At 63.5% G+C, this 22214-nt stretch carries 19 protein-coding genes, 5 tRNA genes and 1 pseudogene; 13 read left to right on the top strand and 12 right to left on the bottom strand.

All coding sequences use genetic code 11. From position 1 onward, the window contains the following. Positions 1-10 precede the first annotated feature (10 nt). Together pta and xsc are read right to left on the bottom strand one after the other, a co-directional pair. On the bottom strand, positions 11-1030 hold the full coding sequence (gene pta, locus CU110_RS04405) for a phosphate acetyltransferase (protein ID WP_084208075.1): 1020 nt from the start codon (positions 1028-1030) through the stop codon (positions 11-13). 122 nt (positions 1031-1152) lie between these two features. Next, positions 1153-2973, bottom strand: coding sequence for a sulfoacetaldehyde acetyltransferase (gene xsc, locus CU110_RS04400; protein ID WP_084208074.1), 1821 nt, complete (start codon positions 2971-2973; stop codon positions 1153-1155). A gap of 253 nt (positions 2974-3226) precedes the next feature. Here xsc and CU110_RS04395 point away from each other — a divergent pair, with 253 nt between their 5' ends. Together CU110_RS04395 and CU110_RS04390 are read left to right on the top strand one after the other, a co-directional pair. Continuing rightward, a complete protein-coding gene (locus CU110_RS04395; RefSeq protein ID WP_084208073.1) occupies positions 3227-4078 on the top strand; it encodes an IclR family transcriptional regulator in 852 nt (283 codons plus the stop codon). A gap of 142 nt (positions 4079-4220) precedes the next feature. Then, the gene (locus tag CU110_RS04390; protein ID WP_084208072.1) at positions 4221-5105 is read left to right on the top strand and encodes a DMT family transporter; all 885 of its coding nucleotides are present in this window, start codon (positions 4221-4223) and stop codon (positions 5103-5105) included. 16 nt (positions 5106-5121) lie between these two features. Here CU110_RS04390 and CU110_RS17500 read toward each other — a convergent pair whose 3' ends face one another. From CU110_RS17500 to CU110_RS04355, 6 genes are all read right to left on the bottom strand, one after another. Next, a complete protein-coding gene (locus CU110_RS17500; protein ID WP_164850272.1) occupies positions 5122-5328 on the bottom strand; it encodes a DAK2 domain-containing protein in 207 nt (68 codons plus the stop codon). A gap of 468 nt (positions 5329-5796) precedes the next feature. Then, positions 5797-6849: a dihydroxyacetone kinase subunit DhaK gene (locus CU110_RS16550; protein ID WP_127736700.1), complete on the bottom strand. Its 1053-nt coding sequence runs from the start codon at positions 6847-6849 to the stop codon at positions 5797-5799. Continuing rightward, positions 6827-7999, bottom strand: coding sequence for a sensor domain-containing diguanylate cyclase (locus tag CU110_RS17495; RefSeq protein ID WP_205694061.1), 1173 nt, complete (start codon positions 7997-7999; stop codon positions 6827-6829). The genes CU110_RS16550 and CU110_RS17495 overlap by 23 nt, the downstream gene beginning before the upstream one ends. Positions 8000-8002: 3 nt before the next feature. Next, positions 8003-8707, bottom strand: coding sequence for a glutathione S-transferase (locus CU110_RS04365; protein ID WP_084208070.1), 705 nt, complete (start codon positions 8705-8707; stop codon positions 8003-8005). A 1-nt stretch (position 8708) separates the two neighbouring features. Beyond that, positions 8709-8996, bottom strand: coding sequence for an HlyU family transcriptional regulator (locus tag CU110_RS04360; protein WP_307722815.1), 288 nt, complete (start codon positions 8994-8996; stop codon positions 8709-8711). Between the two features lie 23 nt (positions 8997-9019). Next, positions 9020-10282, bottom strand: a complete 1263-nt coding sequence (locus CU110_RS04355) for an argininosuccinate synthase (protein WP_276317886.1) — start codon at positions 10280-10282, stop codon at positions 9020-9022. Between the two features lie 249 nt (positions 10283-10531). Between CU110_RS04355 and rnt the strand changes: the two genes are divergently transcribed. Beyond that, complete coding sequence (gene rnt, locus CU110_RS04350; RefSeq protein WP_077375652.1) at positions 10532-11227, top strand: ribonuclease T; 696 nt, start codon at positions 10532-10534, stop codon at positions 11225-11227. A 28-nt stretch (positions 11228-11255) separates the two neighbouring features. Here the strand turns inward: rnt and grxD are convergent, their stop codons facing one another. Then, on the bottom strand, positions 11256-11588 hold the full coding sequence (grxD, locus tag CU110_RS04345; protein WP_077374932.1) for a Grx4 family monothiol glutaredoxin: 333 nt from the start codon (positions 11586-11588) through the stop codon (positions 11256-11258). 263 nt (positions 11589-11851) lie between these two features. Between grxD and argF the strand changes: the two genes are divergently transcribed. Together argF and CU110_RS04335 are read left to right on the top strand one after the other, a co-directional pair. Further along, positions 11852-12769: an ornithine carbamoyltransferase gene (gene argF, locus CU110_RS04340; RefSeq protein ID WP_077374935.1), complete on the top strand. Its 918-nt coding sequence runs from the start codon at positions 11852-11854 to the stop codon at positions 12767-12769. 39 nt (positions 12770-12808) lie between these two features. Continuing rightward, the gene (locus CU110_RS04335) at positions 12809-13939 is read left to right on the top strand and encodes an ABC transporter ATP-binding protein (protein ID WP_127734676.1); all 1131 of its coding nucleotides are present in this window, start codon (positions 12809-12811) and stop codon (positions 13937-13939) included. Here CU110_RS04335 and CU110_RS04330 read toward each other — a convergent pair. Continuing rightward, a tRNA-Ala gene (locus CU110_RS04330) sits at positions 13927-14002 on the bottom strand. The genes CU110_RS04335 and CU110_RS04330 overlap by 13 nt on opposite strands. A 2-nt stretch (positions 14003-14004) precedes the next feature. Next, positions 14005-14080 (bottom strand) — tRNA-Ala (locus tag CU110_RS04325). A 91-nt stretch (positions 14081-14171) separates the two neighbouring features. Between CU110_RS04325 and CU110_RS15975 the strand changes: the two are divergent. From CU110_RS15975 to CU110_RS04295, 7 genes and pseudogenes are all read left to right on the top strand, one after another. Next, positions 14172-14828: pseudogene (locus CU110_RS15975) on the top strand (response regulator); the annotation flags it as partial. A gap of 24 nt (positions 14829-14852) precedes the next feature. Next, positions 14853-16727, top strand: a complete 1875-nt coding sequence (gene uvrC, locus CU110_RS04320) for an excinuclease ABC subunit UvrC (RefSeq protein ID WP_276317906.1) — start codon at positions 14853-14855, stop codon at positions 16725-16727. A gap of 135 nt (positions 16728-16862) precedes the next feature. After that, on the top strand, positions 16863-17411 hold the full coding sequence (pgsA, locus tag CU110_RS04315) for a CDP-diacylglycerol--glycerol-3-phosphate 3-phosphatidyltransferase (RefSeq protein WP_077374945.1): 549 nt from the start codon (positions 16863-16865) through the stop codon (positions 17409-17411). Between the two features lie 116 nt (positions 17412-17527). Further along, positions 17528-17602 (top strand) — tRNA-Gly (locus CU110_RS04310). Between the two features lie 58 nt (positions 17603-17660). Continuing rightward, positions 17661-17734: transfer RNA gene (locus tag CU110_RS04305), tRNA-Cys, on the top strand. Between the two features lie 113 nt (positions 17735-17847). Then, positions 17848-17932: transfer RNA gene (locus tag CU110_RS04300), tRNA-Leu, on the top strand. A gap of 11 nt (positions 17933-17943) precedes the next feature. After that, positions 17944-18324 carry a formate/nitrite transporter family protein gene (locus CU110_RS04295; protein ID WP_346427183.1) on the top strand — a complete coding sequence of 127 codons (381 nt, stop codon included), beginning with the start codon at positions 17944-17946 and terminating at the stop codon, positions 18322-18324. Positions 18325-18737: 413 nt separating this feature from the next. Here CU110_RS04295 and CU110_RS04285 read toward each other — a convergent pair whose 3' ends face one another. Further along, positions 18738-20168: a hypothetical protein gene (locus tag CU110_RS04285; protein ID WP_084208064.1), complete on the bottom strand. Its 1431-nt coding sequence runs from the start codon at positions 20166-20168 to the stop codon at positions 18738-18740. Positions 20169-20390: 222 nt separating this feature from the next. On the opposite strand from CU110_RS04285, the gene CU110_RS04280 reads away from it, so the two are divergent. Beyond that, positions 20391-22154, top strand: coding sequence for a proline--tRNA ligase (locus CU110_RS04280; RefSeq protein ID WP_127734672.1), 1764 nt, complete (start codon positions 20391-20393; stop codon positions 22152-22154). The last annotated feature ends 60 nt before the right edge of the window (positions 22155-22214 follow it).

Here is a 22214-nt window from a genome sequence, read left to right as displayed (position 1 = left end):
AAGGAGAAAATCAGTCTTGCGGGGTGCGCTGCTGTGCCTGGACGACAGTGACCGCAATGACATTGAGGATGTCGGCGGTGGAGCAGCCGCGCGAGAGGTCGTTGGCGGGTTTGGCGAGGCCCTGGAGTAGCGGGCCGATGGCTTCTGCGCCGCCGATGCGTTCGGCGAGCTTGTAGCCGATATTGCCGGCTTCCAGATTGGGGAACACCAGCACGTTGGAGGTGCCTTTGACGCGTGAGGTGGGCAGCTTGCGCTCGGCGATTTCCGCCACGATGGCGGCGTCGAGCTGCACGTCTTCATCGATGGCGATCTCCGGGCGTTGCTCCCGCACGAGATGCGCGGCCTGCACCACCTTGTCCACCGAAGCGTGATGCGCGCTGCCATTGGTGGAGAACGACAGCATCGCCACCCGTGGGTCTTCCCCGAGCAGGGCCTGGGCGCTGTCGGCGGCGGCCAGCGCGATCTGCGAAAGCTCTTCCGCGTCGGGGTCGATCACCAGCCCGCAGTCCGAGAAGATCATCCCGCCCTTCAGGTTGTGGAATGGCTTGCACAGCATCATCAGAAAGAAGCTGGAGACCAGCTTGCTGCCCGGCGCCAGGCCCAGTAACTGGATGGCGCTGCGCACCACATCGGCGGTGGTATTCACCGCCCCCGCCACCGAGCCATCCGCCAGCCCTTCGCGCACCAGCATATTGGCGAATATCAGCGGATCACGAATCTTCTCGGCGGCCTGCTCCGCCGTCATGCCCTTGGCCGCGCGATGCGCGTGCAGCGCCTCGGCAAGCCTGGCGGTGTGCTCGGAGGTGGCGGGGTCGATCAGCTCACACCTTCCCAGCGAGCCATCCTCGAGCCCGGCTTCTCTGGCGGTGGCGGCGATGACGGTCGGGTCGCCCACCAGCATCACCTGCGCCAGGCCCTGCTCCGCCGCGCTCACCGCTGCCCGCACCACCCGCATGTCCTGCCCTTCGCAGAGCACGATACGGCGCGGGTCGGCCTTGGCCCGCGCCAGAATGTTGTTGAGTGCCTTCATGTCTGTCTCCTCGCTGCCCCTGCAGGCAGCCGACACATCCAAAAAGCCCCGGACATCAGAAATGGCCGGGGCAAGGGAGAGGTTCCGTCTAGCTTGCGTGTTGCGCCATGTTCGCTTGGGCGTTACACGTAATCCTGATACTTCTCGAGCAGACGCACCGGCTTCTTGAGGGCGTCGCGGCGGAACGGGTCGCCCAGTTCGCGCGTACACATCACCTCGATGACGCAGGTCTTGCCTTCGTTCATCTGCATGTCGATGGCCTTCTTGAGCGCCGGGCCCACGTCTTCCAGACGGTCGACGGTGATGCCTTCGGCCCCCATGGAGCGTGCGATCTCGGCGAAGCTCTGGTTGTCCAGCTCACCGGCGACGAAGCGACGGTTGTAGAACTCGACCTGGTTCTTCTTCTCGGCGCCCCACTGACGGTTGTGGAAGACGACGGCGGTGACCGGAATGTCGTGACGCACGGCGGTCATGATTTCCATCAGGCTCATGCCCCAGGCGCCGTCTCCGGCGTAGGCGATGGCCGGACGTTCCGGCGCGGCGGTCTTGGCACCCATGATGGTCGGCAGGGCGTAGCCGCAGTTGCCGAAGCTCATCGGGGCGAAGAAGCTGCGCGGCTTGTCGAAGCGCAGGTAGCTATGGGCCACGGAATTGATGTTGCCGATGTCGGTGGAGACCATGACATCTTCCGGCATGGCCTTTTCCAGCTCGCGCAGGACCTGACGCGGGTGCAGGTATTCGCCGCCGGAGAACGGCTTCTCATCCTTGGCCTCGTCGATGGCGTCGAGGCTGAAGGCGTCCTTCTCGTGGGTCCACTCGTCAAGCTCGGCTTCCCAGGCGGCCTTCTCTTCGCGGATGGTGCTGAGGCGCGAATCCTTGGTGGCATCGCATTCCAGATTGCGACCGGACAGGCGCTCGGTCAGGGCGATGGCCGCTTCACGCGCGTCACCGCAGATGCCGACGGAGATCTTCTTCACCAGGCCCAGCATCTTGTGGTCGGCGTCGATCTGGATGATCTTCGCGTCCTTCGGCCAGTAGTCCATGCCGTGCTGCGGCAGGGTACCGAACGGCCCGAGACGCGTGCCCAGCGCGATGACGACATCGGCCTGCGCGATCAGCTTCATGCCCGCCTTGGAGCCCTGATACCCGAGCGGACCACACCACAGCGGGTGGCTGGCCGGGAAGGAATCGTTGTGCTGGTAGCTGTTGACCACCGGCGCGCCGAGACGCTCTGCCAGTGCCTTGCACTCCTCGACGCCATCCGCCATCACCACACCGCCACCGGAGACGATGACCGGGAACCTGGCGCTGGCCAGCAGCTCGGCTGCCTCATCCAGACTCTTGCTGCCACCCGGGCCACGGTCCACGCGTGCCGGCTTGGGAATCTCGCACTCGATCTCGCCGTAGAAGTAGTCACGCGGAATGTTGAGCTGGGTCGGGCCCATCTCGGACATGGCGCGATCAAAGCAGCGGCCGGTGTATTCCGCCATGCGCGACGGGTGGGTCACGTGGCCCTGGTACTTGGTGAATTCCTGGAACATCGGCAGCTGCTTGCATTCCTGGAAGCCGCCCAGGCCGATGCCGGTGGTGCCGGCTTCCGGGGTGACGATGACCACCGGGCTGTGCGCCCAGTAAGCGGCCGCGATGCCGGTGACGCAGTTGGAGATGCCCGGGCCGTTCTGGCCGATGACCATGCCATGACGACCGGAGACACGCGCATAGCCGTCGGCCATGTGAGCGGCGCCCTGCTCATGCACCACCGGGATCAGACGGATGCCGGCCGGCGCGAAGATGTCCATCGCATCCATGAAGGCGGAACCCATGATGCCGAACATGTCGGTGACGCCATTGGCGACCATGGTTTCCACGAAAGCCTCGGAGGGCGTCATCTTCTGCTTGCCCTGCACGACCTTGCGGTTGTCTGCGCTGTCTTGAGTGCTCATGGCGTCTCCAACTATCAATTTTATGTTTATTGGTACATTTAGTTCCGATTACCGAAACATGCGACCAAAATTAGCCCTCGCCGCGCGGCCCGTCAAGCCTGATTTCGGAAAATGATCAAAAACACTCCTTTTTTAGAAACTTCTTCCGATGAATGGAGTACTGTTAAAGTAGGCACAGCAACGCAAGGCACTGACGGGCCGAGCGTTTCGGCGCCACACTGCCCCGCGCACGGATTGAAGGAGGGAATAGCCCATGAACAGTGCCACCCAGCCCCAGGCAAGCCTGCCGCGTGCCAGCAAGGACGCTGACAGGGACACCGGCAAGGAAGGCAGCAAGATAGAAGGCGATACGCCCGCCCAGCGTCTGCTGGCGCTGCTGGAGGTGATCGCCGCCAAGGATCAGTTCTTCACGCTGCAGGGACTGGTGGAAGAGACCGGCCTGCCCAAGCCGACGCTGCATCGCATGCTCCAGCAGCTGGAAGGCAGCGGCATGCTGCAGCGCGAGGCGGACAACCGCCATTACAGCAAGGGCAGTCGGCTGCGCCGTCTGGCGGAAAATCTGCTGCTCAACGATACCGTGCAGGGCGCGCGCCACGGCGTGCTCAGCCGGCTGATGGAAGAGGTGGGGGAAAGCTGCAACATCACCGCGCTGTCGGGCAGCGAAGTGCTGTATCTGGATCGCGTCGAGACCCAGGCGCCGCTGCGCTTCTATCTGCATCCCGGTTCCCGGGTGCCGGTGCATTGCTCCGCCAGCGGCAAGCTGTTTCTGGCCCAGATGCCGCCCGCCCAGCGCCGCCGCCTGCTCAAGGGCACACCGCTGAACGCGATGACGCGCAATACCCTGACCGACATCGACTCCGTCGAGGCCGAGATCGAGCAGGTCCGCCGGCAAGGCTATGCACTGGATGATGAGGAATTCCTGCCCGGGCTGGTGTGCATCGCGGTGCTGGCACCCAACCCGGACGGGCCCTCCAACATCGGCGTGGCGATCCAGGCGCCGGTGATGCGTCAGTCGCGCGAGGACATGCTCAAGCATCTGCCGGCACTGGAACGCGCCGCCCGGGACATCGCCGCCATCCAGCGTGGGGCGATTCCGTCCTCCTGAGGCCAGCGGGCTGGGGCTAGGCTGGGGCTAGGCTGAAGCTGGGCAGAAGCTGGACAGCGACAGACACAAGGTCGTGCTTCCCGTGATGCGCGTGAGGGGCTAGCCTAGCGGACTGCCTTCCACACGCCACGTCGAGAACACCATGTCCGCCAGCGATGCCTTGCGTCTTGTCCTGCTGTCCACCCTGTGGGGCATGTCTTTCATCTTCATGCGCGTGGCCGCGCCGGAATTCGGCCCGACCACATTGATTCTGCTGCGCATGGGCATCGGCGCGCTAGTGCTGGCCCCGCTGCTGCTGGGCGCGGGCCGCCTGAAGATGCTGTGGGAACACAAGGGCTCGCTTGCGGTGCTGGGCCTGACCAGTCAGGCACTGCCCTTCTGCCTGCTGGCGCTGGCCACCACCCAGCTGGAGGCCGGCTTCACCTCGCTGATCAACGCCACCACGCCGCTGTTCACCGCGCTGCTGGGCATGGCGCTGTTCGCCACGCCAATTCAGAAGCAACAGTATCTGGGGCTGGCCGTGGCCTTCAGCGGGGTCTATGTGCTGTCGAGTGACCGCCTCGATTTCCAGCTCGGCGGCGATGGCTGGTTCATCCTCGCCGCCCTGGGGGCGACCTTCTGCTACGGCTTCGCCTCCAATTTCTCGCGCCAGCGCCTGAGCCACCTGCCCTCACCGGTGCTGGCCGCGGGCAGCTCGCTGATGTCGTCCCTGCTGTTGCTGGTTCCGGGCCTGTGGATGTGGCCGCAGGCCAGCGTCAGCCTGGAGGCCTGGGGCAGCGCCATCGCGCTGGCGGTACTCAGCACCAGCCTCGCCTTCCTGATCTTCTTCCGCCTGCTGGCCAGCGCCGGCGCCACCGCGACCACTTCCGTCACCTTCCTGGTACCGGTCAGCGCCTTGCTGTGGGGCAACATGCTGCTCGATGAGGTGATCGATGCGCGCATCCTCACCGGCATGGGCATCACCCTGCTGGGCACCGCCATCGCCACCCGTCTGATTCGCCTGCCGACTCGCCAGAAAGTCGCCTGACGGCTGGTCAATCGAATCAGCCCGCCGCTTCCTCGGCGGCGTCCGCCAGCGCTTCGAAGACACGCGCCACGGCTTCCGCGCCCGGGTCGTTGTGGCCGACCAGATGGGCGGCGGGCACATAGGCGGAGCGTCCGGCCCGTGCCTTGGCCATCTCCGCGGTGGCATCCGCCCCTTGGCGGGCGGCGCGTGCCATCGCGGCCCAGTCGATGCGCTCGCCCTGCACCCTGCACCGACGCCTGCAGTGCGTCCAACGCCGGCAACAGCGCATCCAGCAGGCTGCGGTCCCCGCGCACGGCGCCGCCGTAATGCTGCATCCGCCCCACGCCGTGATCGAGCGCCTCATGCCAGCGCTGCCCCAGCGAGGCAGGTGCACGGGCGTCTGCCTCGCTGGCTTGCATCTTCCACCGCGTCGCCGCCGCGGTGAACAGGGTCGAGAGCAGCACGCCACTGGAACCGCCCATGCCGTAGGCCAGCTGCTTGCCGATGGAGGTCATCAGCTCGCCACTGTCACCACAGGCCAGCTCACAGTCCTCCAGCGCTTCCAGCACCGCACGGGCACCGCCGGCAAAGGTGGTGCCGGTATCCCCGTCCCCGCTGATGGCATCGAGACGATCGAGATCCACCTCACTGGCCAGCAGGACTTCCAGCACAGCACGCAGCCGCTGCTCGACCTGAGGGTCGCCCGGCAGCGCTACCCTCGCCCGGCCTTCCCGGGCAGCACGCGCCTGGCAATCGGCCTTGACCCGGGCGCGCTCGGCAAGCGTGGAGGCGTCTTGAACAGTGCGCCCCCCTCCTGACGAGGCGTGAAATGCGCCAGCGGCACCACCCGCTGAACACCGGGCCAGGCACGCGGCGCACAGCGGGCATCCAGTGCCTCTTCCAGCAAGCCGTCCAGCGGCAACAGCGTCAGCGAGAAGCCGTGCATGTCCAGTGAGGTCATCAGCGGCTGCGGCCCCACCACGGCGTGAATGCCCAGCGCCTTGAGCGACGGATGCGCCAGCGCCTCGTCGAGCAGGACCGCGCGCTCCAATGCCGAGCAGCCACCCAGATCATTGATCATCAGCAGATGGCCGGTGGCGGGCAGGTCACCTCCGGCCTCCTTGCGCGAGTGCCCCTGTATCAGCGCCGTCACTACCTGATCCATCAGGGCATGCACGTCGCAGTCTCCGGCGTGGCTGCCGAACTCCAGCGTGGTGGCGCCCGGCTCGCCATGAATGCCGAGTCCCAGCTCCGGCGCGCGTGGCTCACGCGGCTTGCCGGGATGACGCCCGACATCGAGTGCCATGCCCAGGGTCGAGCTGCTGTCCGCCACCCGGCGCGCCACGGCGGTGACCTCCTCGAGATCCGCGCCGCCTGCCGCCAGTGCCCCGGCGATCTTGTGGACCAGCAAGGTGCCAGCCAGCCCGCGCGGCTGCGGGTTGTCAGGGAGCGCCACATCATCGGCGACGATGACCATCTCGACCTTGAGTCCTTCCTGACGTGCCCGTTCGGCCGCCAGACCGAAATTGAGGCGGTCTCCGGTGTAGTTCTTGACGATCAACAGGGTGCCCGCGTCACCGGTCACCTCTCTGAGCGCCGCGAGCACCGCCTCCACCGTCGGTGAGGCGAACAGCTCGCCACATACCGCCGCGGTGAGCATGCCGGCCCCGACGAAACCGGCATGCGCGGGCTCATGCCCGGAACCCCCGCCGGAAATCAGCGCGACCTGATCGCGCTGCCAGTCATCGCGCACCACCAGGCGCATGCCGCTGTCCGGCGCGGACAGACGCAGGCCACTGCCATCGGGATGCTGCAACTGGGCACTGCCGGAAAGCGCCGCGCCGATGATATCGCCCGACTGATGGAAGAACTGATTGACGCACTGTCGGCCTGTCTCGTTGTGACTCATCCTTCACTCCTTGAGGACCCTCGCCCTGCTGGTGAGGGGCATGCAGATGGTAGCCGTGCTTGCCGCTGCGCTTGACGCGATACATCGCCTGATCGGCATATTCCAGTGCGGTCGCGAAGTTGCCGGTGGCGTCTCGGCCGAAGCAGACCCCGATGCTCAGGCCGATGCTGGCCTGTCCCGTGCTGATCTCGAGGGGCTGGCCGAAGCGTGCCAGCCAGCGCCGCACGATCATCTCGATACGCGCCGGTGTCATGCGCGGCAGCTGGAACAGGAACTCATCCCCACCGAAGCGCGCGGCCAGGTGGTGATGGACGCCCAGATGATGCAGCTCTTCATTGAGACCGTGGGCGAGCAATACCAGCACTTCATCGCCAGCACGATGTCCCAGCGCATCATTGACCTGCTTGAAGCCATCCACGTCGATGAACAACAGCGCACTGTCGTCCGCCAGCTGACGCTTGAACCAGCCATTGATGGCCTGGCGATTGGAAAGTCCCGTCAGTGCATCGGTGCTGGCCAGGGCATTGAGGCGAGTCTCGTAATCCTTCTCGTGGCTGATGTCGGTATGGGTGCCCAGCAGGCGCAGCGCCTTGCCATTCGCGTCACGTTCGACGACTCGCCCCCTGTCCGCGACCCAGGTGATGCTGCCGTCTCGGGCCAGCATGCGATGCACCACCTGATAGACTTCGGTGCGCCCGGCAAGATGGTCCTCGAGATTGGCGAGCACCTCGTCGCGGTCTTCCGGATGGAGGTGATCTCGCCAGACATCGAAATGAGCGTTCAACTCGCCGGGCTGATAACCCAGCATGCGCCCCCAGCGATAGTTGAAGATGGTGAGCTTGCCGGTGGGAACTTCCAGCTGCCAGAGACGCAGGCCCGTGCCGTCGAGGGTCGACGACAACTTCTCCTCCAGACTCGCGACACGGCGCTCCAGACGTGCCTTGTCGCGCTCCATCTGCTGGATCGTGGCCTCAAGCGACTGCTCACGTAGACTCTTGCGTGTCATTCCTCAGAGGGCCAGTTCGCCACCCTTGTCCACGGCGCGCTGGAAGGCGGCGCGCGCCCGGATGCGCGCCAGCCAGTCCTGAATGTTCGGATGATTCTTGAGCCCCTGACGCGTATCGAGCGCCTGGATCGGGAAGCTCATCTGGATATCGGCACCGGTCAGGGCGTCACCGGCAAGCCAGGGGCGACGTTCGAGACAGGTATCCATGTAGGTGAGGTGCGCCTTGATCTCCGGGCTGATGAACTTGTCATTGACTCCCTTGGCCAGCAGGCGGGCGACCGGACGGATCAGCCACGGCACCGGTGGCTTGTCGAGACGCGAGAACACCAGCCTGAGCATCAGCGGCAGCATGGCGGAGCCTTCGGCGAAGTGCAGCCAGAAACGGTAATCGCGCTCGGCCTGAGTCCCGGGGGCAGGTCTGAGGTGGGCACTCTCCCCACTGCCCTGCGAGCCATAGACATCGATGAGGTATTCGATGATGGCGCCGGACTCCGCGACCACGACAGGCGCTCCCGTGTCACCGGACAGCGTGGTGTCGGTGATCACCGGCGCCTTGCCCAGCGGGTGGATGTCCTTGAGTGCCCGGGGCGCACGCATGCTCCCGGCGTCACGGGCATGGATTTCCAGGCGGTATTCCAGATTCAGCTCTTCCAACAGCCACAGAATGCGCTGCGAGCGTGAGTTTTCCAGATGGTGCACCGTGATCATGTCAGCGTTCGAAGATCGTGTCGCCCAGATCATCGATGGTGCGTTTCGCCTTGAGCACGGTCAGCTCCACGGCGCCGTCTTCTCCCGGCACGGTGTCGGAGCGCTCGAAGCGATGCTCCAGCGTCTCGCCCCCTTCCAGTGGCTTGCGAATCACGCCGGAGACCCGGTACTGCCCTTCGTGCTTCTGCGGCATGGCGACGATGAGGTAACCATTGTACTCGACGGCCTCCGGTTCCTTGACCGGCGCAGGCTCGCCTGCGGAAAACAGTTTCTTGAGCATTCCCAGCATGTTGAAGGATCCTTCGGTGGCCGTTACTCGATGCCACGTCCCTTGCTGGCCGCGATACGCAGGCGCAGGGAGTTCAGCTTGATGAAGCCGGCAGCGTCTTTCTGGTCGTAGGCGCCTGCATCGTCCTCGAAGGTCGCGATGGAGGCGTCGAACAGTGAATCCTCGGACTGACGACCCACGACGATGACGTTGCCCTTGTAGAGCTTGAGACGCACGACGCCGTTGACGACCTTCTGGGACTCATCGATGGCCGCCTGCAGCATGCGACGCTCCGGGCTCCACCAGTAGCCGTTGTACACAAGCTCAGCGTACTTGGGCATCATCTCGTCCTTCAGGTGAGCCGCTTCGCGGTCCAGGGTGATGGATTCGATGGCACGGTGAGCACGCATCATGATGGTGCCGCCCGGTGTTTCGTAGCAGCCACGGGACTTCATGCCGACATAACGGTTCTCGACGATGTCGAGACGACCGATGCCGTTGGCGCCGCCGACCTTGTTCAGGAACTCGAGCACTTCGTGAGCGGCCATTTCCTTGCCATCGATGGCAGTGATGTCGCCCTTGGTGTAGGTCAGGTCGATGTAGGTCGCCTCGTTCGGCGCCTGCTCCGGGCTGACGCTCCAGCGCCACATCTCTTCTTCGCACTCGGTCCACGGGTCTTCCAGCACGCCACCTTCATAGGAGATGTGCAGAAGGTTCGCGTCCATGGAGTACGGCGACTTCTTCTTGTTCTTGGCGTAGTCGACTTCGATACCGTGCTGCTCGCAGTATTCCATCAACTTCTCGCGGGAGTTCAGGTCCCACTCACGCCACGGCGCGATGACCTGGATGCCCGGCTTCAGCGCGTAGGCGCCCAGCTCGAAACGCACCTGGTCGTTGCCCTTGCCGGTCGCACCGTGGGAGATGGCGTCAGCGCCGGTCTCGTTGGCGATCTCGACCAGGCGACGCGCGATCAGCGGACGTGCGATGGAGGTGCCCAGCAGGTACTCGCCTTCGTAGATGGCGTTGGCACGGAACATCGGGAAGACGTAATCGCGGACGAAGGTCTCGCGCAGATCCTCAATGTAGATCTCCTTCACGCCGAGGGCTTCCGCCTTGGCACGCGCCGGCTCGACTTCCTCGCCCTGACCGAGGTCAGCGGTGAAGGTCACGACTTCACAGTTGTAGGTTTCCTGCAGCCACTTGACGATGACTGAAGTGTCCAGGCCGCCGGAGTAGGCGAGAACGACCTTTTGCACGTCGGACATGCTTGACTCCTGAGTTGATGCTTGTAGTTCCCGCGATGCCACCGCCCGAGGACGGGGACGCAGGTGGGGATGGATCGTACGGTCGCGAGGAAGGCCTGCCCAGCAGGTGGCCGCCCGTTGCCACTCGAATCACGATGTGGGGCCGATTATAGCGAGGCTGGCACCTCACCGATACTGCTGACAGGGCCTGCGCCGCGACGTGTCCGTATCGCCCTGCTACAATTGCTCTCCTTGAGCGCCGGCGAGACGCACGGCGCAGCACGAGACGCAATGACGGGATTGGAGATCTTGATGACCCAGGCGAGCGAGCGCACGCTGATGGCACAACGCTTCCGTGGCTTCCTGCCAGTGGTGGTGGACCTCGAGACAGGTGGATTCAATGCCGCCGGAGATGCACTGCTCGAGATCGCTGCCGTCACGCTGACCATGGATGACGACGGCAACATGGTGCCGGATGCCACCTACGCCTTTCACGTGGCGCCCTTTGAAGGGGCCAATATCGAGCAGTCGGCACTGGACTTCACCGGGATCGATCTGGACAACCCGGTACGCAAGCAGGTGGCCGTGGCCGAGAATCAGGCACTGGGCGAAATCTTCAGCCCGATACGCAAGGCCATCAAGGCACATGGCTGCACACGTGCGGTGCTGGTCGGTCACAACGCGGCCTTCGATCAGGGCTTCCTGAACGCGGCGGTGGAGCGTTGCGGTATCAAGCGCAATCCGTTCCATCCGTTCTCGTGCTTCGATACCGCCTCGCTTGCGGGCCTGGTCTACGGCCAGACGGTACTGGCCCGCGCCTGCCGCGCCGCCGGCATCGAGTTCGACAACGCCTCCGCCCACTCGGCGCGCTATGACACCGAGCGCACCGCGGAGCTGTTCTGCGCGATGGTCAATCGCTTCAAGGACCTGGGCGGCTGGGATCTGGCGATGAAGGAACAGGGCATGAACGACGAGGTGCCTGCCTCGCTCGAGACGCCTGCCACCTGACAGCCAGGGGCTGACCCGGGAATACCGATCACTCGGCAGCCGCTTCCTGAGCGGCCTGCTTGATCATCGGTTCCAGCTCGCCGTTCTGGTACATCTCGACCACGATGTCGCAGCCGCCGACCAGCTCGCCGTTGATCCACAGCTGCGGGAAGGTCGGCCAGTTGGCGTACTTCGGCAGCTCCGCACGGATGTCCGGGTTGTCCAGGATGTTGACGAAGGCGAAACGCTCGCCGCACGCCATCACGGCCTGGACGGTCTGGGCGGAGAAACCGCACTGCGGCAGCTGCGGCGTGCCCTTCATGTACAGCAGGATGGGGTTCTCGCCAATCTGCTTCTCGATCGATTCGATGGTGGTGCTCATGTGCAATCCTCGGACGGTGGGCGCAAGGCCCGTGAGTGTCATTCCCTCATTCTACTGAGGGTGAGCCACGAATTCAGCCCCCGATATTGCCCCAGGGCGAGATTGGTGTCTGCAGGCGTTGCGCCCGCCCGCTCAGCTGGCTAGGATGGCTCTTTTGACAGGCAGCGCCAATCGGGCGCCGTGATCGTCGGCGACTTCCTTCCCTCCGACGCATGGCGCCCTTTTCGATGGTGCTGCCCGAGACCCTGACAGGAGCCCGCTCGATGGCCACCCGGCACTTTCTGACTCTGCTTGACCTTTCTCCGGAAGAACTCGATTACCTGATTCAGCGCGCCATCACCATCAAGGATGGCTTGAAGAAGGAAGGTCCGGTCTACACGCCGTTCGCCAACCGTACCCTGGCGATGATCTTCGAGAAGTCCTCCACGCGCACCCGTGTGTCCTTCGAGACGGCGATGGCCCAGTTCGGCGGCCATGCCCTGTTCCTGTCGCCGCGCGATACCCAGCTGGGCCGTGGCGAGCCGATCGGTGACACCGCGCGCGTGCTCTCCGAGATGGTGGATGGCGTGATGATCCGCACCTTCGCGCACTCCGATATCGAAGCCTTCGCCGATGCCTCCAGCGTGCCGGTCATCAATGCACTCACCGATGACTACCATCCGTGCCAGCTGCTGGCTGACGTGATGACCTGGACCGAGTGCCGTGGCTCCGTGAAGGGCAAGACAGCGGTCTGGATCGGCGATGGCAACAACATGTGCCATTCCTGGATCAACGCCGCACGCCAGTTCGACTTCATCCTGCGCATCTGCTGCCCGGAAGGCTACGAGCCGGACAGCGAGATCGTCGCGGCAGCCGGTCAGCGCGTCAGCATCCACCGCGACCCGCAGGAAGCCGTCCAGGGCGCGGATCTGGTGACCACCGATGTCTGGGCCTCCATGGGCCAGGAAGAGGAGCAGCTCAAGCGCGAAGCCGACTTCGCCGGCTACCAGGTCGATGAAGCCATGCTCGACAAGGCCGCCGATGACGTCATCTTCCTGCACTGCCTTCCGGCACACCGCGGCGAAGAGATCAGCATGGGACTGCTGGATGACCCGCGCGCCGTCGTCTGGCAGGAAGCCGGCAACCGTCTGCACGCCCAGAAGGCATTGCTCGAATTCCTGATGCTGGGTCGTCAGGACTGAATCCGCTGCCCTTCTCGTTTTCTGGACCGACCCGCCATCATGCAACCGCTCCTGCAGATTGATTCTCTGGAATGTCGCTACGACACCACCGTGGTGACCCGTGACATCAATTTCTCTCTCAACAAGGGGGATATCGCCTGCCTGCTCGGCCCGTCCGGCTGCGGCAAGACGACCCTGCTGCGCGCGATCGCCGGCTTTGAACCGGTGGCGGTCGGCGAGATTCGCCTCGAGGGAGAAGTGCTTTCCAGCGCCACCCAGCTGACGGCGCCGGAAGAGCGGCACGTCGGCATGGTCTTTCAGGATTACGCCCTGTTTCCGCACCTGAGCGTGGCGGACAACGTGGGGTTTGGCGTACGCCGCATGCCGAAGGCCGAGCGCAATGCCAAGGTAGCGGAACTGCTGACACTGGTCGGTCTGGGGCATCTGGGCGAGCGTTTTCCGCATGAACTCTCGGGCGGACAGCAGCAGCGCGTGGCCCTGGCACGCGCGCTGGCGCCGGAGCCACGCATCCTGCTGCTCGACGAGCCGTTCTCGAATCTGGACGTGGAGCTGCGCCGTCAGCTGAGCCAGGAGGTGCGCCGGATTCTCAAGCACCTCGGCATCAGCGCGGTACTGGTCACCCATGATCAGAACGAAGCCTTCGCGATGGCGGACCAGATCGGCGTCATCCATGCCGGGCATCTGCAGCAATGGGATACGCCGTTCAATCTGTATCACGAGCCGGCCACGCGCTTCGTCGCCAACTTCATCGGTCAGGGCTACTTCATCCCCGGCACGCTGGCGGACAACGAAAGCGTCTCCACCGAACTCGGGGTGATCCGCGGCAACCGTGCCTATCCGTATGACGCCGGGACACCGGTGGACGTGCTGCTGCGTCCGGATGATCTGGTACTGGCTGAAGGAGAGGCGGAAACCAGTGATCTCAAGGCGCGCGTGCTCAGCGCGACCTTCGCCGGTACCAGCACCCTGTATCGCCTGGCCTTGCCGTCAGGTCGTGAGGTCGAGGCGGCCTTCAACAGCCACCATGACTATCACCCCGGGGAAGACGTCAGTCTGCGCATTCAGGCCGATCACCTGATCCTGTTCGAACGACTGGAAGACAGCGACGCGGCAAAAAAAAGCGGCCACCCCGAAGGATGGCCGCTTTTTCAATATTCTGGTGGAGCCTAGCGGGATCGAACCGCTGACCTCAACACTGCCAGTGTTGCGCTCTCCCAGCTGAGCTAAGGCCCCCATGGTGGAGCCTAGCGGGATCGAACCGCTGACCTCAACACTGCCAGTGTTGCGCTCTCCCAGCTGAGCTAAGGCCCCGTGCTCACGATGCAGCGAATACTACAGACCACATGACAAGCCGTCAACCCCTTATTTTTGCAGCGATTTGGCATCGACAAGCCCATGGCCAATGGGTACATTGAAAGCCATACTAACTAACACGCCTGATGACATCTTTACTGGAGCCGCCTTGATCAAGGTTCTTGTCGCTGATGACCACCACCTGGTGCGTACCAGCATCGTCCGTACCATTGAGCTAGAGGATGGGCTCAAGGTGATTGCAGAAGCCTCGGATGGCGAAACCGCGATCAAACTCTGCCGTGAGCACAGTCCGGATATCGTGCTGATGGACATTCGCATGCCCGGCGTCGATGGACTTGAAGCCACGCGCAAGATCGTTCGCAGCCTGCCGGAAGTTCGCGTGATCGTCCTGACCGCCTATCTCGAGGAATCCTTCGCCAAACGCCTGCTGGAAGCAGGGGCCTTCGGTTTCATCTCCAAGGGCACGCCCTTCGATGAAATGATTCGCGCCATTCGCCGAGTCGCCGGTGGCGAACGCTACCTGACCCCGGAGATCGCGCAACGCCTGGTGTTCTCGGGCATGGACACCGGATGCAGCAATCCCTTCGAGCAACTCTCGACCCGCGAGATGCAGGTGGCGCTGATGATCGTCAACTGTCATCGCGTCAACGAGATCTCCGACCGCCTTCACCTGAGCCCCAAGACCGTCAATACCTATCGCTATCGCATCTTCGAGAAGTTGGGCGTGACCAGTGACGTCGAGATGACGCATCTGGCCATGCGCCATCAATTGCTCGACGACTATGCTCTCGACACCAGCGATGCCTCCGCCCCGGCGACCGAGGCGAATGACTTCGATCCGCGCCACTTCCTCAAGCATGTCAGTGATGCGCCCGGCATCTATCGCATGCTGGATACCGCCGGCGAGGTGCTCTATGTCGGCAAGGCAAAGCGCTTGAAGGCACGCCTCTCCAGCTATTTCCGCAATACCGGCCTGAATGCCAAGACCCAGGCACTGGTCGGGCGCATCGCGGATGTCCAGGTCACCATCACCCGCAGCGAAACGGAAGCGCTGCTGCTTGAGCAGACCCTGATCAAGGAGCTGCGTCCGCCGTACAACATCCTGCTGCGCGACGACAAGTCCTACCCTTACGTCTTCATCAGTCAGCATCACGACTATCCGGCGCTGGAGTTCAAGCGCGTGCGCCACAAGCGCAACGATGGCCGGTATTTCGGCCCCTATCCCAGCAGCGTGGCAGTGCGGGAATCGCTGACGTTGATGCAGAAGATCTTCCGGCTGCGCAATTGCGAGGATTCGGTATTCGCGCATCGTGAGCGTCCGTGCCTGCAATATCAGATCAACCGCTGCACTGCGCCGTGCGTCGATTACATCAGCAAGCAGGATTATCGTCGCGACATGGAACACGCGGTGATGTGCCTGAACGGCCAGAGCGATCAGGTCACCGATGAGCTGAGTCGGGCGATGGAAGATGCCGCCATGCGCCTGGAATTCGAGGAGGCGGCACGCCTGCGCGATCAGGTCGCCCAGCTGCGTCGGATGCAGGAGAAGCAATATGTCGATACCGGCACCGGCAATGCCGACATTCTGGCACTCGCCGAGCGCCCGGGTGGACTGTGCATCAGCGTGCTGTCAGTCCGCCAGGGGCGCATGCTCGGAGCGCGTCATTTCTCGCCGGGCAACGGACTGGACCTCACCAGCAGCGAGCTGTTGACCGGCTTCGTCAGTCAGTACTACCTGGGTCAGGATCGCGAGATGCCCGATGAGGTGCTCACCTCACTGGCACTCGAGGATGCGCCGCTGGTGGAAGGTGCACTGAGCGAGAAAGCCGGTCGCCGCGTTCGCGTGGCACACCAGGTACGTGGCCATCGCGCCCAGTGGCTCACGCTGGCACAGACCAACGCCGAGCAGCATCTGGCCACTCAGCTGGCCAGCCGCCAGCAGCTCTCCAATCGCTTTCTGTCATTGCGCGATGCTCTGGGACTCGCGGAAGTGCCCAAGCGCCTGGAGTGCTTCGACATCTCCCACAGCCACGGTGAGGCGACCGTGGCCAGCTGCGTGGTGTTCGATCACGAGGGCCCCATCAAGTCGGATTATCGACGCTTCAACATCGAGGGAGTGACGGCCGGTGATGACTACGCCGCCATGCAGCAGGCGCTGACGCGACGTTTCAAGCGTCTGCAGGAGGGAGAAGGCAAGCGCCCTGACATCCTGCTGGTCGATGGCGGCAAGGGTCAGCTCAACATGGCGCGTGAGGTCTTCGTGTCGCTCGGCGTGACCGACATCATCCTGCTCGGGGTCGCCAAGGGCACCACGCGCAAGGCCGGCCTGGAGACGCTGTTCATCGAGACGGTGCATGACACCCTGGATCTCGACAGCCATTCACCGGCGCTGCACTTGATCCAGCATATCCGTGATGAATCGCACCGCTTCGCGATTGCCGGCCACCGCGCCAAGCGTGACAAGGCGCGCCGCACCTCGAGCCTCGAGGGCATCGCGGGGGTCGGGCCCAAGCGCCGCCGGGAACTGCTCAAGTTCTTCGGGGGACTCCAGGGGGTCAAGCAGGCCTCCAAGCCGGAACTGGCGCGGGTGCCCGGCATCAGCGAATCCCTTGCCGAGGTGATCCATCAGGCACTGCACGGCTGACCGATCAGTCGGCTTGAATATCCTGCGGTTTGGCATGGCTGAATACCTCACCGGCAGGCTAGAATAGACGACTTGTGCGGCGCTAGCGGAGCGATCTGCCCCCCGACGCTTCATGCAAGGACTCGTGCCGTCACGATGAGCATTCCCAATATCCTGACTCTGATCCGCATCCTGTTCATTCCGCTGCTGGTGGTGTGCTTCTATCTGCCATATGACTGGAGCCTGCCCGTCACCGCCCTGCTGTTCGCCCTGGCGGCAGTGACCGACTGGTTCGATGGCTATCTCGCGCGACGCTGGAATCAGACGACGCCCTTCGGCGCCTTCCTGGACCCGGTGGCTGACAAGCTGATGGTCGCCGTGGCATTGGGACTGTTGATCGAACGCTACGACAGCCTGTGGATGACGATTCCCAGCTTGATCATCATCGGTCGCGAGATCGTCATCTCCGCACTGCGCGAATGGATGGCCGAGATCGGCAAGCGCGGCAGCGTGGCAGTCTCATGGGTCGGCAAGCTGAAGACCGCTGCCCAGATGCTCGCCCTGTTCATGCTGCTGTACTTCTCCCCAGGCAGTCTCGGGGGCGATGCCGGCCTCGGCCTGCTGTATATCTCCGCTGCCCTGACGTTGTGGTCGATGATCAGTTACCTGCGTGCGGCATGGCCGGAACTGATACGTTCCGTCTGACACCCGCCCTTTCGGCAGGTGGGCGTCGTCGTTTCCGACCACCAGGTCTGCGAGACATTTTTTCATTAACTGTTTGACAGCATGGGAATTATCCGTATAATTCGACCTCGAGTTCAGCGGGAATAGCTCAGTGGTAGAGCACAACCTTGCCAAGGTTGGGGTCGCGAGTTCGAATCTCGTTTCCCGCTCCAATCGAAACAGGTGGCCCTCGGATCAGACATCAGTTTCGACTGACATCTCGATCATTGAGGCTGGATGGCAGAGTGGTCATGCAGCGGACTGCAACTCCGTGTACGCCGGTTCGATTCCGACTCCAGCCTCCATTTCAGAACGCCTGACATCCCCTGTCCTGCACTGAAATGGACAAGACACCTTCCCTCCTCACGCATTAAAGTTGACCTTGTTCTGAAATATGCTAAGTTATGCGCCAGTCTGCGCGGCCATGGTGGAATCGGTAGACACCGGAGACTTAAAATCTCCTGCCTTCGGGCGTGCCGGTTCGAGTCCGGCTGGCCGTACCAAGCACTATCAGCTGCTGGCCGAACTGGTGGCGAAGAAGATGCACTATCAGCAGACAGGAGGTGCCGAAGGCTGGTTCTCGCTGGTGCTGTCGGGAATGCTGGGCAACTGGATGGTCGGGATGGCGGCATTTCTCGCCGTGATGGGCAGGACCATCATCGACAAGTTCGTGCCCATCGTGCTGGCCGTCAGTCTGTTCGTGGCAGGCAACTTCCAGCACAGCCCGGCCAACATGGCCTATTTCTCGATGATCATGCCGACGGGAGAAGGCCCCGGCTGGTGGGACGCCATGCGCTGGAACATCCTGCCGGCAGGCATCGGCAACCTGCTGGGCGGCAGCCTGCTGGTCGCGCTGCCATTGTGGTACGGACTGCGTCCGAAACGGTGTGAGTGACAGGCCGCCCCCACCACGCTCACGTGCAGGAGCCCAACATGCTGACATTGCTCAAGAGTCCCGCTGATCACGTCGTCGCCCTGCGGCTGGAAGGCAGCATCGATCAGGCGTCGCTCGCTCCCGTGATCCGCGAATGTGATGAGCGCCTCGCGCGCCATGAGCGCATCTCGTTGCTGGTGGAAATCGAGCGCTTCGGGCTGATCACGCCGGCCGCGCTGCTCAACGATATCGGCTACGCCCTGCGTCATCTTGGCGACTTCGAACGCGAGGCCATCATCAGCAAGGCCGAGTGGTTGCGTCACGTCACCGAATTCAGCAAGCATCTGGTGCGCTCCATCGAAGTCCGCCACTTCTCGCCTGCCGAGCGAGAAGCCGCCTATGCCTGGGTGGCCGAGTCACCCCGTGGCAGCACTTCAGGGCAAGGTGCGGGTCAGCACCAGTCCCGCCAGCAGCATCACTCCCATCGCCATGGCCCACAGCGTCATCGCGCGCTCCACGGCGGGACGCTCAGGCACACGCAGCAGCTGGTACACGGTGATCAACGGCAGCATGTAGCGCGTCTCGATCAATTCCCGCGTGCAGATCATCAGCGCGAGCATCACCAGCAGCAGCCCACCATGCCCCAGTCTCAACGGTGCTCTCAGCCACCAGAAGGCCACGCTGGTGGACATCAGCAGGGTGATCCAGCGCGCGACCGGGTGCTCGTTCCACCACATCAGCCAGACATTGCGAATCGTCCAGCGCTGGAAGTTGTAGTCATGGGTCAGCTCGAAGCTCATTGCCAGCACCAGCCACAGGCCGACCGCCAGCAGCAGCAACGGCATTCCTCGCCGCCATCCCTCCCGCGAACATGCACGCTTCACCCCCTGCCATTGACGCGGCAGGTCCGAAAGCCACAGCGGCAGGAACACCATGCCGATCACCGCCAGGTAATAGCCGAGATTGCCGGTGTGCCAACCGGCCTGATGGCGCGTGGTGTCTCCCATGGCGATGCCGCCATTCCAGAGAAGGAAGCCGAGAAAGGCGACCACCGGTAGCCCGAGCACCCACCACCAGTTGATGAACAGTGCCCACCAGGTGGAGAGCCGAGAGAGCGGCGCGCGCAAGGGAGTCGCCAGTCCTGCCATCCGCGCCTCGCTCACGGCCTTGTGATGGGTCAGACACAGCAGCAGGCCGCCCCACAACCCCAGCAGCACGATGCTGTCCTGACGCAACCCCAATCCCGCCATGATCAATACCAGCAGCAGCAGACGCTGTTCTCGCACCAGTGCGACGAGCTGCAACGCGACCAGCGCGATGATCCAGGGGTCGGTATACACCAGCGCCAGATAGGGAAAGATGATCGGCAGCCACAGCCACTGCCAGCACTGACGGCTGGCCTGGTGACGAGCGTCGTGCGCCTCCAGCGAAGGAGCGAGACGCCGGTAGCCCTGCGGCAATGCCCGCCAGAGGAGGAACGCCATGACGCTGAAGCCCACCAGCGAAAGACCGCGCACCCAGTCCACCGACGGCATCTGTGGCCAGCGTCCCGTCATGGTGGCTGTCGCCAGCGGCAGATTCAGCCAGTCCCCGAGCGTCTGGAGCGTCATCAGTACCAGCGCCATGCTGGCGTGATAGAGCGTCAGCGTGGTCAGCTTGGGATGCTGATGCCAGTCGCCCTCCAGAAACTGGCGGATCTGCGCGAAATGGACTCCCTCATCGACGAAGGGAATCGGCAGATGGTGGCTCACCAGCCACAGGGATAGCCCCAGACATGACACCAGCACCATCAGCACCAGAGCGGTCCGCCACCGCGGGTGTCGTCTGACGGGAGCGCATCCCGCGTGATGATCCTGTGACGCCATGTCCACCTCTCCTTGAGCGACCCTCCCACCAGTATCGGCAGGCCGGCGCACTTTTTTCCAGTCTGTCGCAGCACTTTGCTCCACAAAGCCTCGCGGCAGTACAATGCCCCCAGTCTGCTTCGCTGATACGCCCGCCGTTGGCGTGCCGAAGTCCTGCCTGTTCTTGCTTCGCGATTGCGAAGCGTACCGATCAAAGCGACAAGTCGAGGGATCGCTGAGCCCATGCGTGCCAGTCAACTGCTGATTTCCACTCTCAAGGAAACCCCGTCCGATGCTGAAGTCATAAGCCACCAGCTGATGCTGCGTGCCGGCTTCATTCGTCGCCTGACCTCCGGGCTCTACACCTGGATGCCGCTGGGTCTGCGCACCATGCGCAAGGTCGAGCGCATCGTCCGTGAAGAGATGGACCGCGCCGGCGGCCAGGAAGTGCTGATGCCCGCCGTGCAACCTGCCGAGCTCTGGCAGGAATCCGGTCGCTGGGAACAGTACGGCCCGGAGCTGCTGCGTGTCGTTGATCGTCATCAGCGCGACTACTGCGTCGGCCCGACCCACGAGGAAGTCATCACCGACCTCGCGCGTCGCGAGCTGAACAGCTACAAGCAGCTGCCGGCCAACTTCTATCAGATCCAGACCAAGTTCCGTGACGAGATTCGTCCGCGCTTCGGTGTGATGCGCTCCCGTGAGTTCATCATGAAGGATGCCTATTCCTTCCACCTGAGCGAAGACTCGCTCAAGGACACCTATCAGGTGATGTACGACACCTATGTGCGCATCTTCACGCGCCTGGGTCTCGACTTCCGCCCCGTCATCGCCGACAACGGCTCCATCGGTGGTACCGGCTCCCACGAATTCCACGTGCTGGCCGATTCCGGAGAAGACGCCATCGCCTTCTCTACCGACTCCGACTTCGCTGCCAACATCGAGAAGTGCGAGGCTCTGCCCGCACCGCTGGGCGAGACACCGCAACGCGCCGCACCGACTCAGGACATGCAGCTGGTCGATACACCGAATGCCAAGACCATCGCCGCCCTCGTCGAGCAGCATGGCCTGGCCATCGAGAAGACCGTCAAGACGCTGATCGTCAAGGCGGCCGAAGGTGTCGAGGGAGGGCTGGTCGCGCTGATGGTACGCGGTGATCACGAGCTCAACGAGATCAAGGCCGAACACCTGCCACAGGTCGCCGAGCCGCTGACCATGGCCAGCGACGAGGAAGTGCGTGCCGCCGTCGGCGCCGGCTTCGGCTCGCTGGGTCCGGTGGGACTCGAGATGCCGATCATCATCGATCGCAGCGTCGCTCTGATGAGCGACTTCGGTGCCGGTGCCAACATCGAAGGCAAGCACCACTTCGGCCTCAACTGGGAGCGCGACCTGCCGCTGCCGGAAGTCGCCGACATCCGCAATGTCGTCGCGGGTGACCCGTCACCGGACGGTCACGGCGTGATCGACATCGCGCGCGGTATCGAGGTGGGTCATATCTTCCAGCTGGGCACCAAGTACTCCGATGCCATGAACGCCACCGTGCTCGACGAGAACGGCAAGGCCAAGCCGCTGTGGATGGGCTGCTACGGCATCGGCGTGACCCGCGTGGTGGCCGCGGCCATCGAACAGGGCAACGACAAGGGCGGCATCGTGCTGCCGGAAGCCATCGCGCCCTTCCAGATCGCCATCGTGCCGATGAATGCCCACAAGTCCGTGCGCGTCAGCGAGACCTCCGAGCGTGTCTATCAGGCGCTGACCGCCGCAGGCTACGATGTCCTGCTGGATGATCGTGATCTGCGTCCGGGCAACAAGTTCGCCGATGGCGAACTGCTGGGCATTCCGCATCGTCTGGTGATCGGTGATCGCGGTCTCGACAACGGCGAGTATGAGTACAAGGGCCGCACGGACGCGGACGCGACCATGGTCCCCGTCGACAACCTGATGGACTTCCTGGCCGAGCGCAGCGTTGACCGGGTCATTAACGTCAACGCCGCGAACACGGCATAATGCCGGCATGACCGATACGCAGGGACTGCGCATGACCACACCATCAACGCCTGCTCCGCC

This window comes from Cobetia sp. ICG0124 (assembly GCF_004006355.1).
Taxonomy (GTDB): domain Bacteria; phylum Pseudomonadota; class Gammaproteobacteria; order Pseudomonadales; family Halomonadaceae; genus Cobetia; species Cobetia marina.
The sequence above is the reverse complement of the archived record's forward strand: the minus strand, read 5'-3'. Positions and strand labels throughout refer to the sequence as shown.

Bases quoted from the DNA above. Each gene is read 5' to 3' on its own strand.
- argF (WP_077374935.1), top strand. From the start codon at position 11,852: ATGGCCACCCGGCACTTTCTGACTCTGCTTGACCTTTCTCCGGAAGAA.
- CU110_RS04335 (WP_127734676.1), top strand. From the start codon at position 12,809: ATGCAACCGCTCCTGCAGATTGATTCTCTGGAATGTCGCTACGACACC.
- grxD (WP_077374932.1), bottom strand. From the start codon at position 11,588: ATGAGCACCACCATCGAATCGATCGAGAAGCAGATTGGCGAGAACCCC.
- pgsA (WP_077374945.1), top strand. From the start codon at position 16,863: ATGAGCATTCCCAATATCCTGACTCTGATCCGCATCCTGTTCATTCCG.
- xsc (WP_084208074.1), bottom strand. From the start codon at position 2,973: ATGAGCACTCAAGACAGCGCAGACAACCGCAAGGTCGTGCAGGGCAAG.
- rnt (WP_077375652.1), top strand. From the start codon at position 10,532: ATGACCCAGGCGAGCGAGCGCACGCTGATGGCACAACGCTTCCGTGGC.
- CU110_RS04390 (WP_084208072.1), top strand. From the start codon at position 4,221: ATGTCCGCCAGCGATGCCTTGCGTCTTGTCCTGCTGTCCACCCTGTGG.
- CU110_RS04285 (WP_084208064.1), bottom strand. From the start codon at position 20,168: ATGGCGTCACAGGATCATCACGCGGGATGCGCTCCCGTCAGACGACAC.
- CU110_RS16550 (WP_127736700.1), bottom strand. From the start codon at position 6,849: ATGCGCCTGGTGGTGCGCGATGACTGGCAGCGCGATCAGGTCGCGCTG.
- pta (WP_084208075.1), bottom strand. From the start codon at position 1,030: ATGAAGGCACTCAACAACATTCTGGCGCGGGCCAAGGCCGACCCGCGC.
- CU110_RS04360 (WP_307722815.1), bottom strand. From the start codon at position 8,996: ATGCTGGGAATGCTCAAGAAACTGTTTTCCGCAGGCGAGCCTGCGCCG.
- CU110_RS04365 (WP_084208070.1), bottom strand. From the start codon at position 8,707: ATGATCACGGTGCACCATCTGGAAAACTCACGCTCGCAGCGCATTCTG.
- CU110_RS04395 (WP_084208073.1), top strand. From the start codon at position 3,227: ATGAACAGTGCCACCCAGCCCCAGGCAAGCCTGCCGCGTGCCAGCAAG.
- CU110_RS04280 (WP_127734672.1), top strand. From the start codon at position 20,391: ATGCGTGCCAGTCAACTGCTGATTTCCACTCTCAAGGAAACCCCGTCC.
- CU110_RS17495 (WP_205694061.1), bottom strand. From the start codon at position 7,999: ATGACACGCAAGAGTCTACGTGAGCAGTCGCTTGAGGCCACGATCCAG.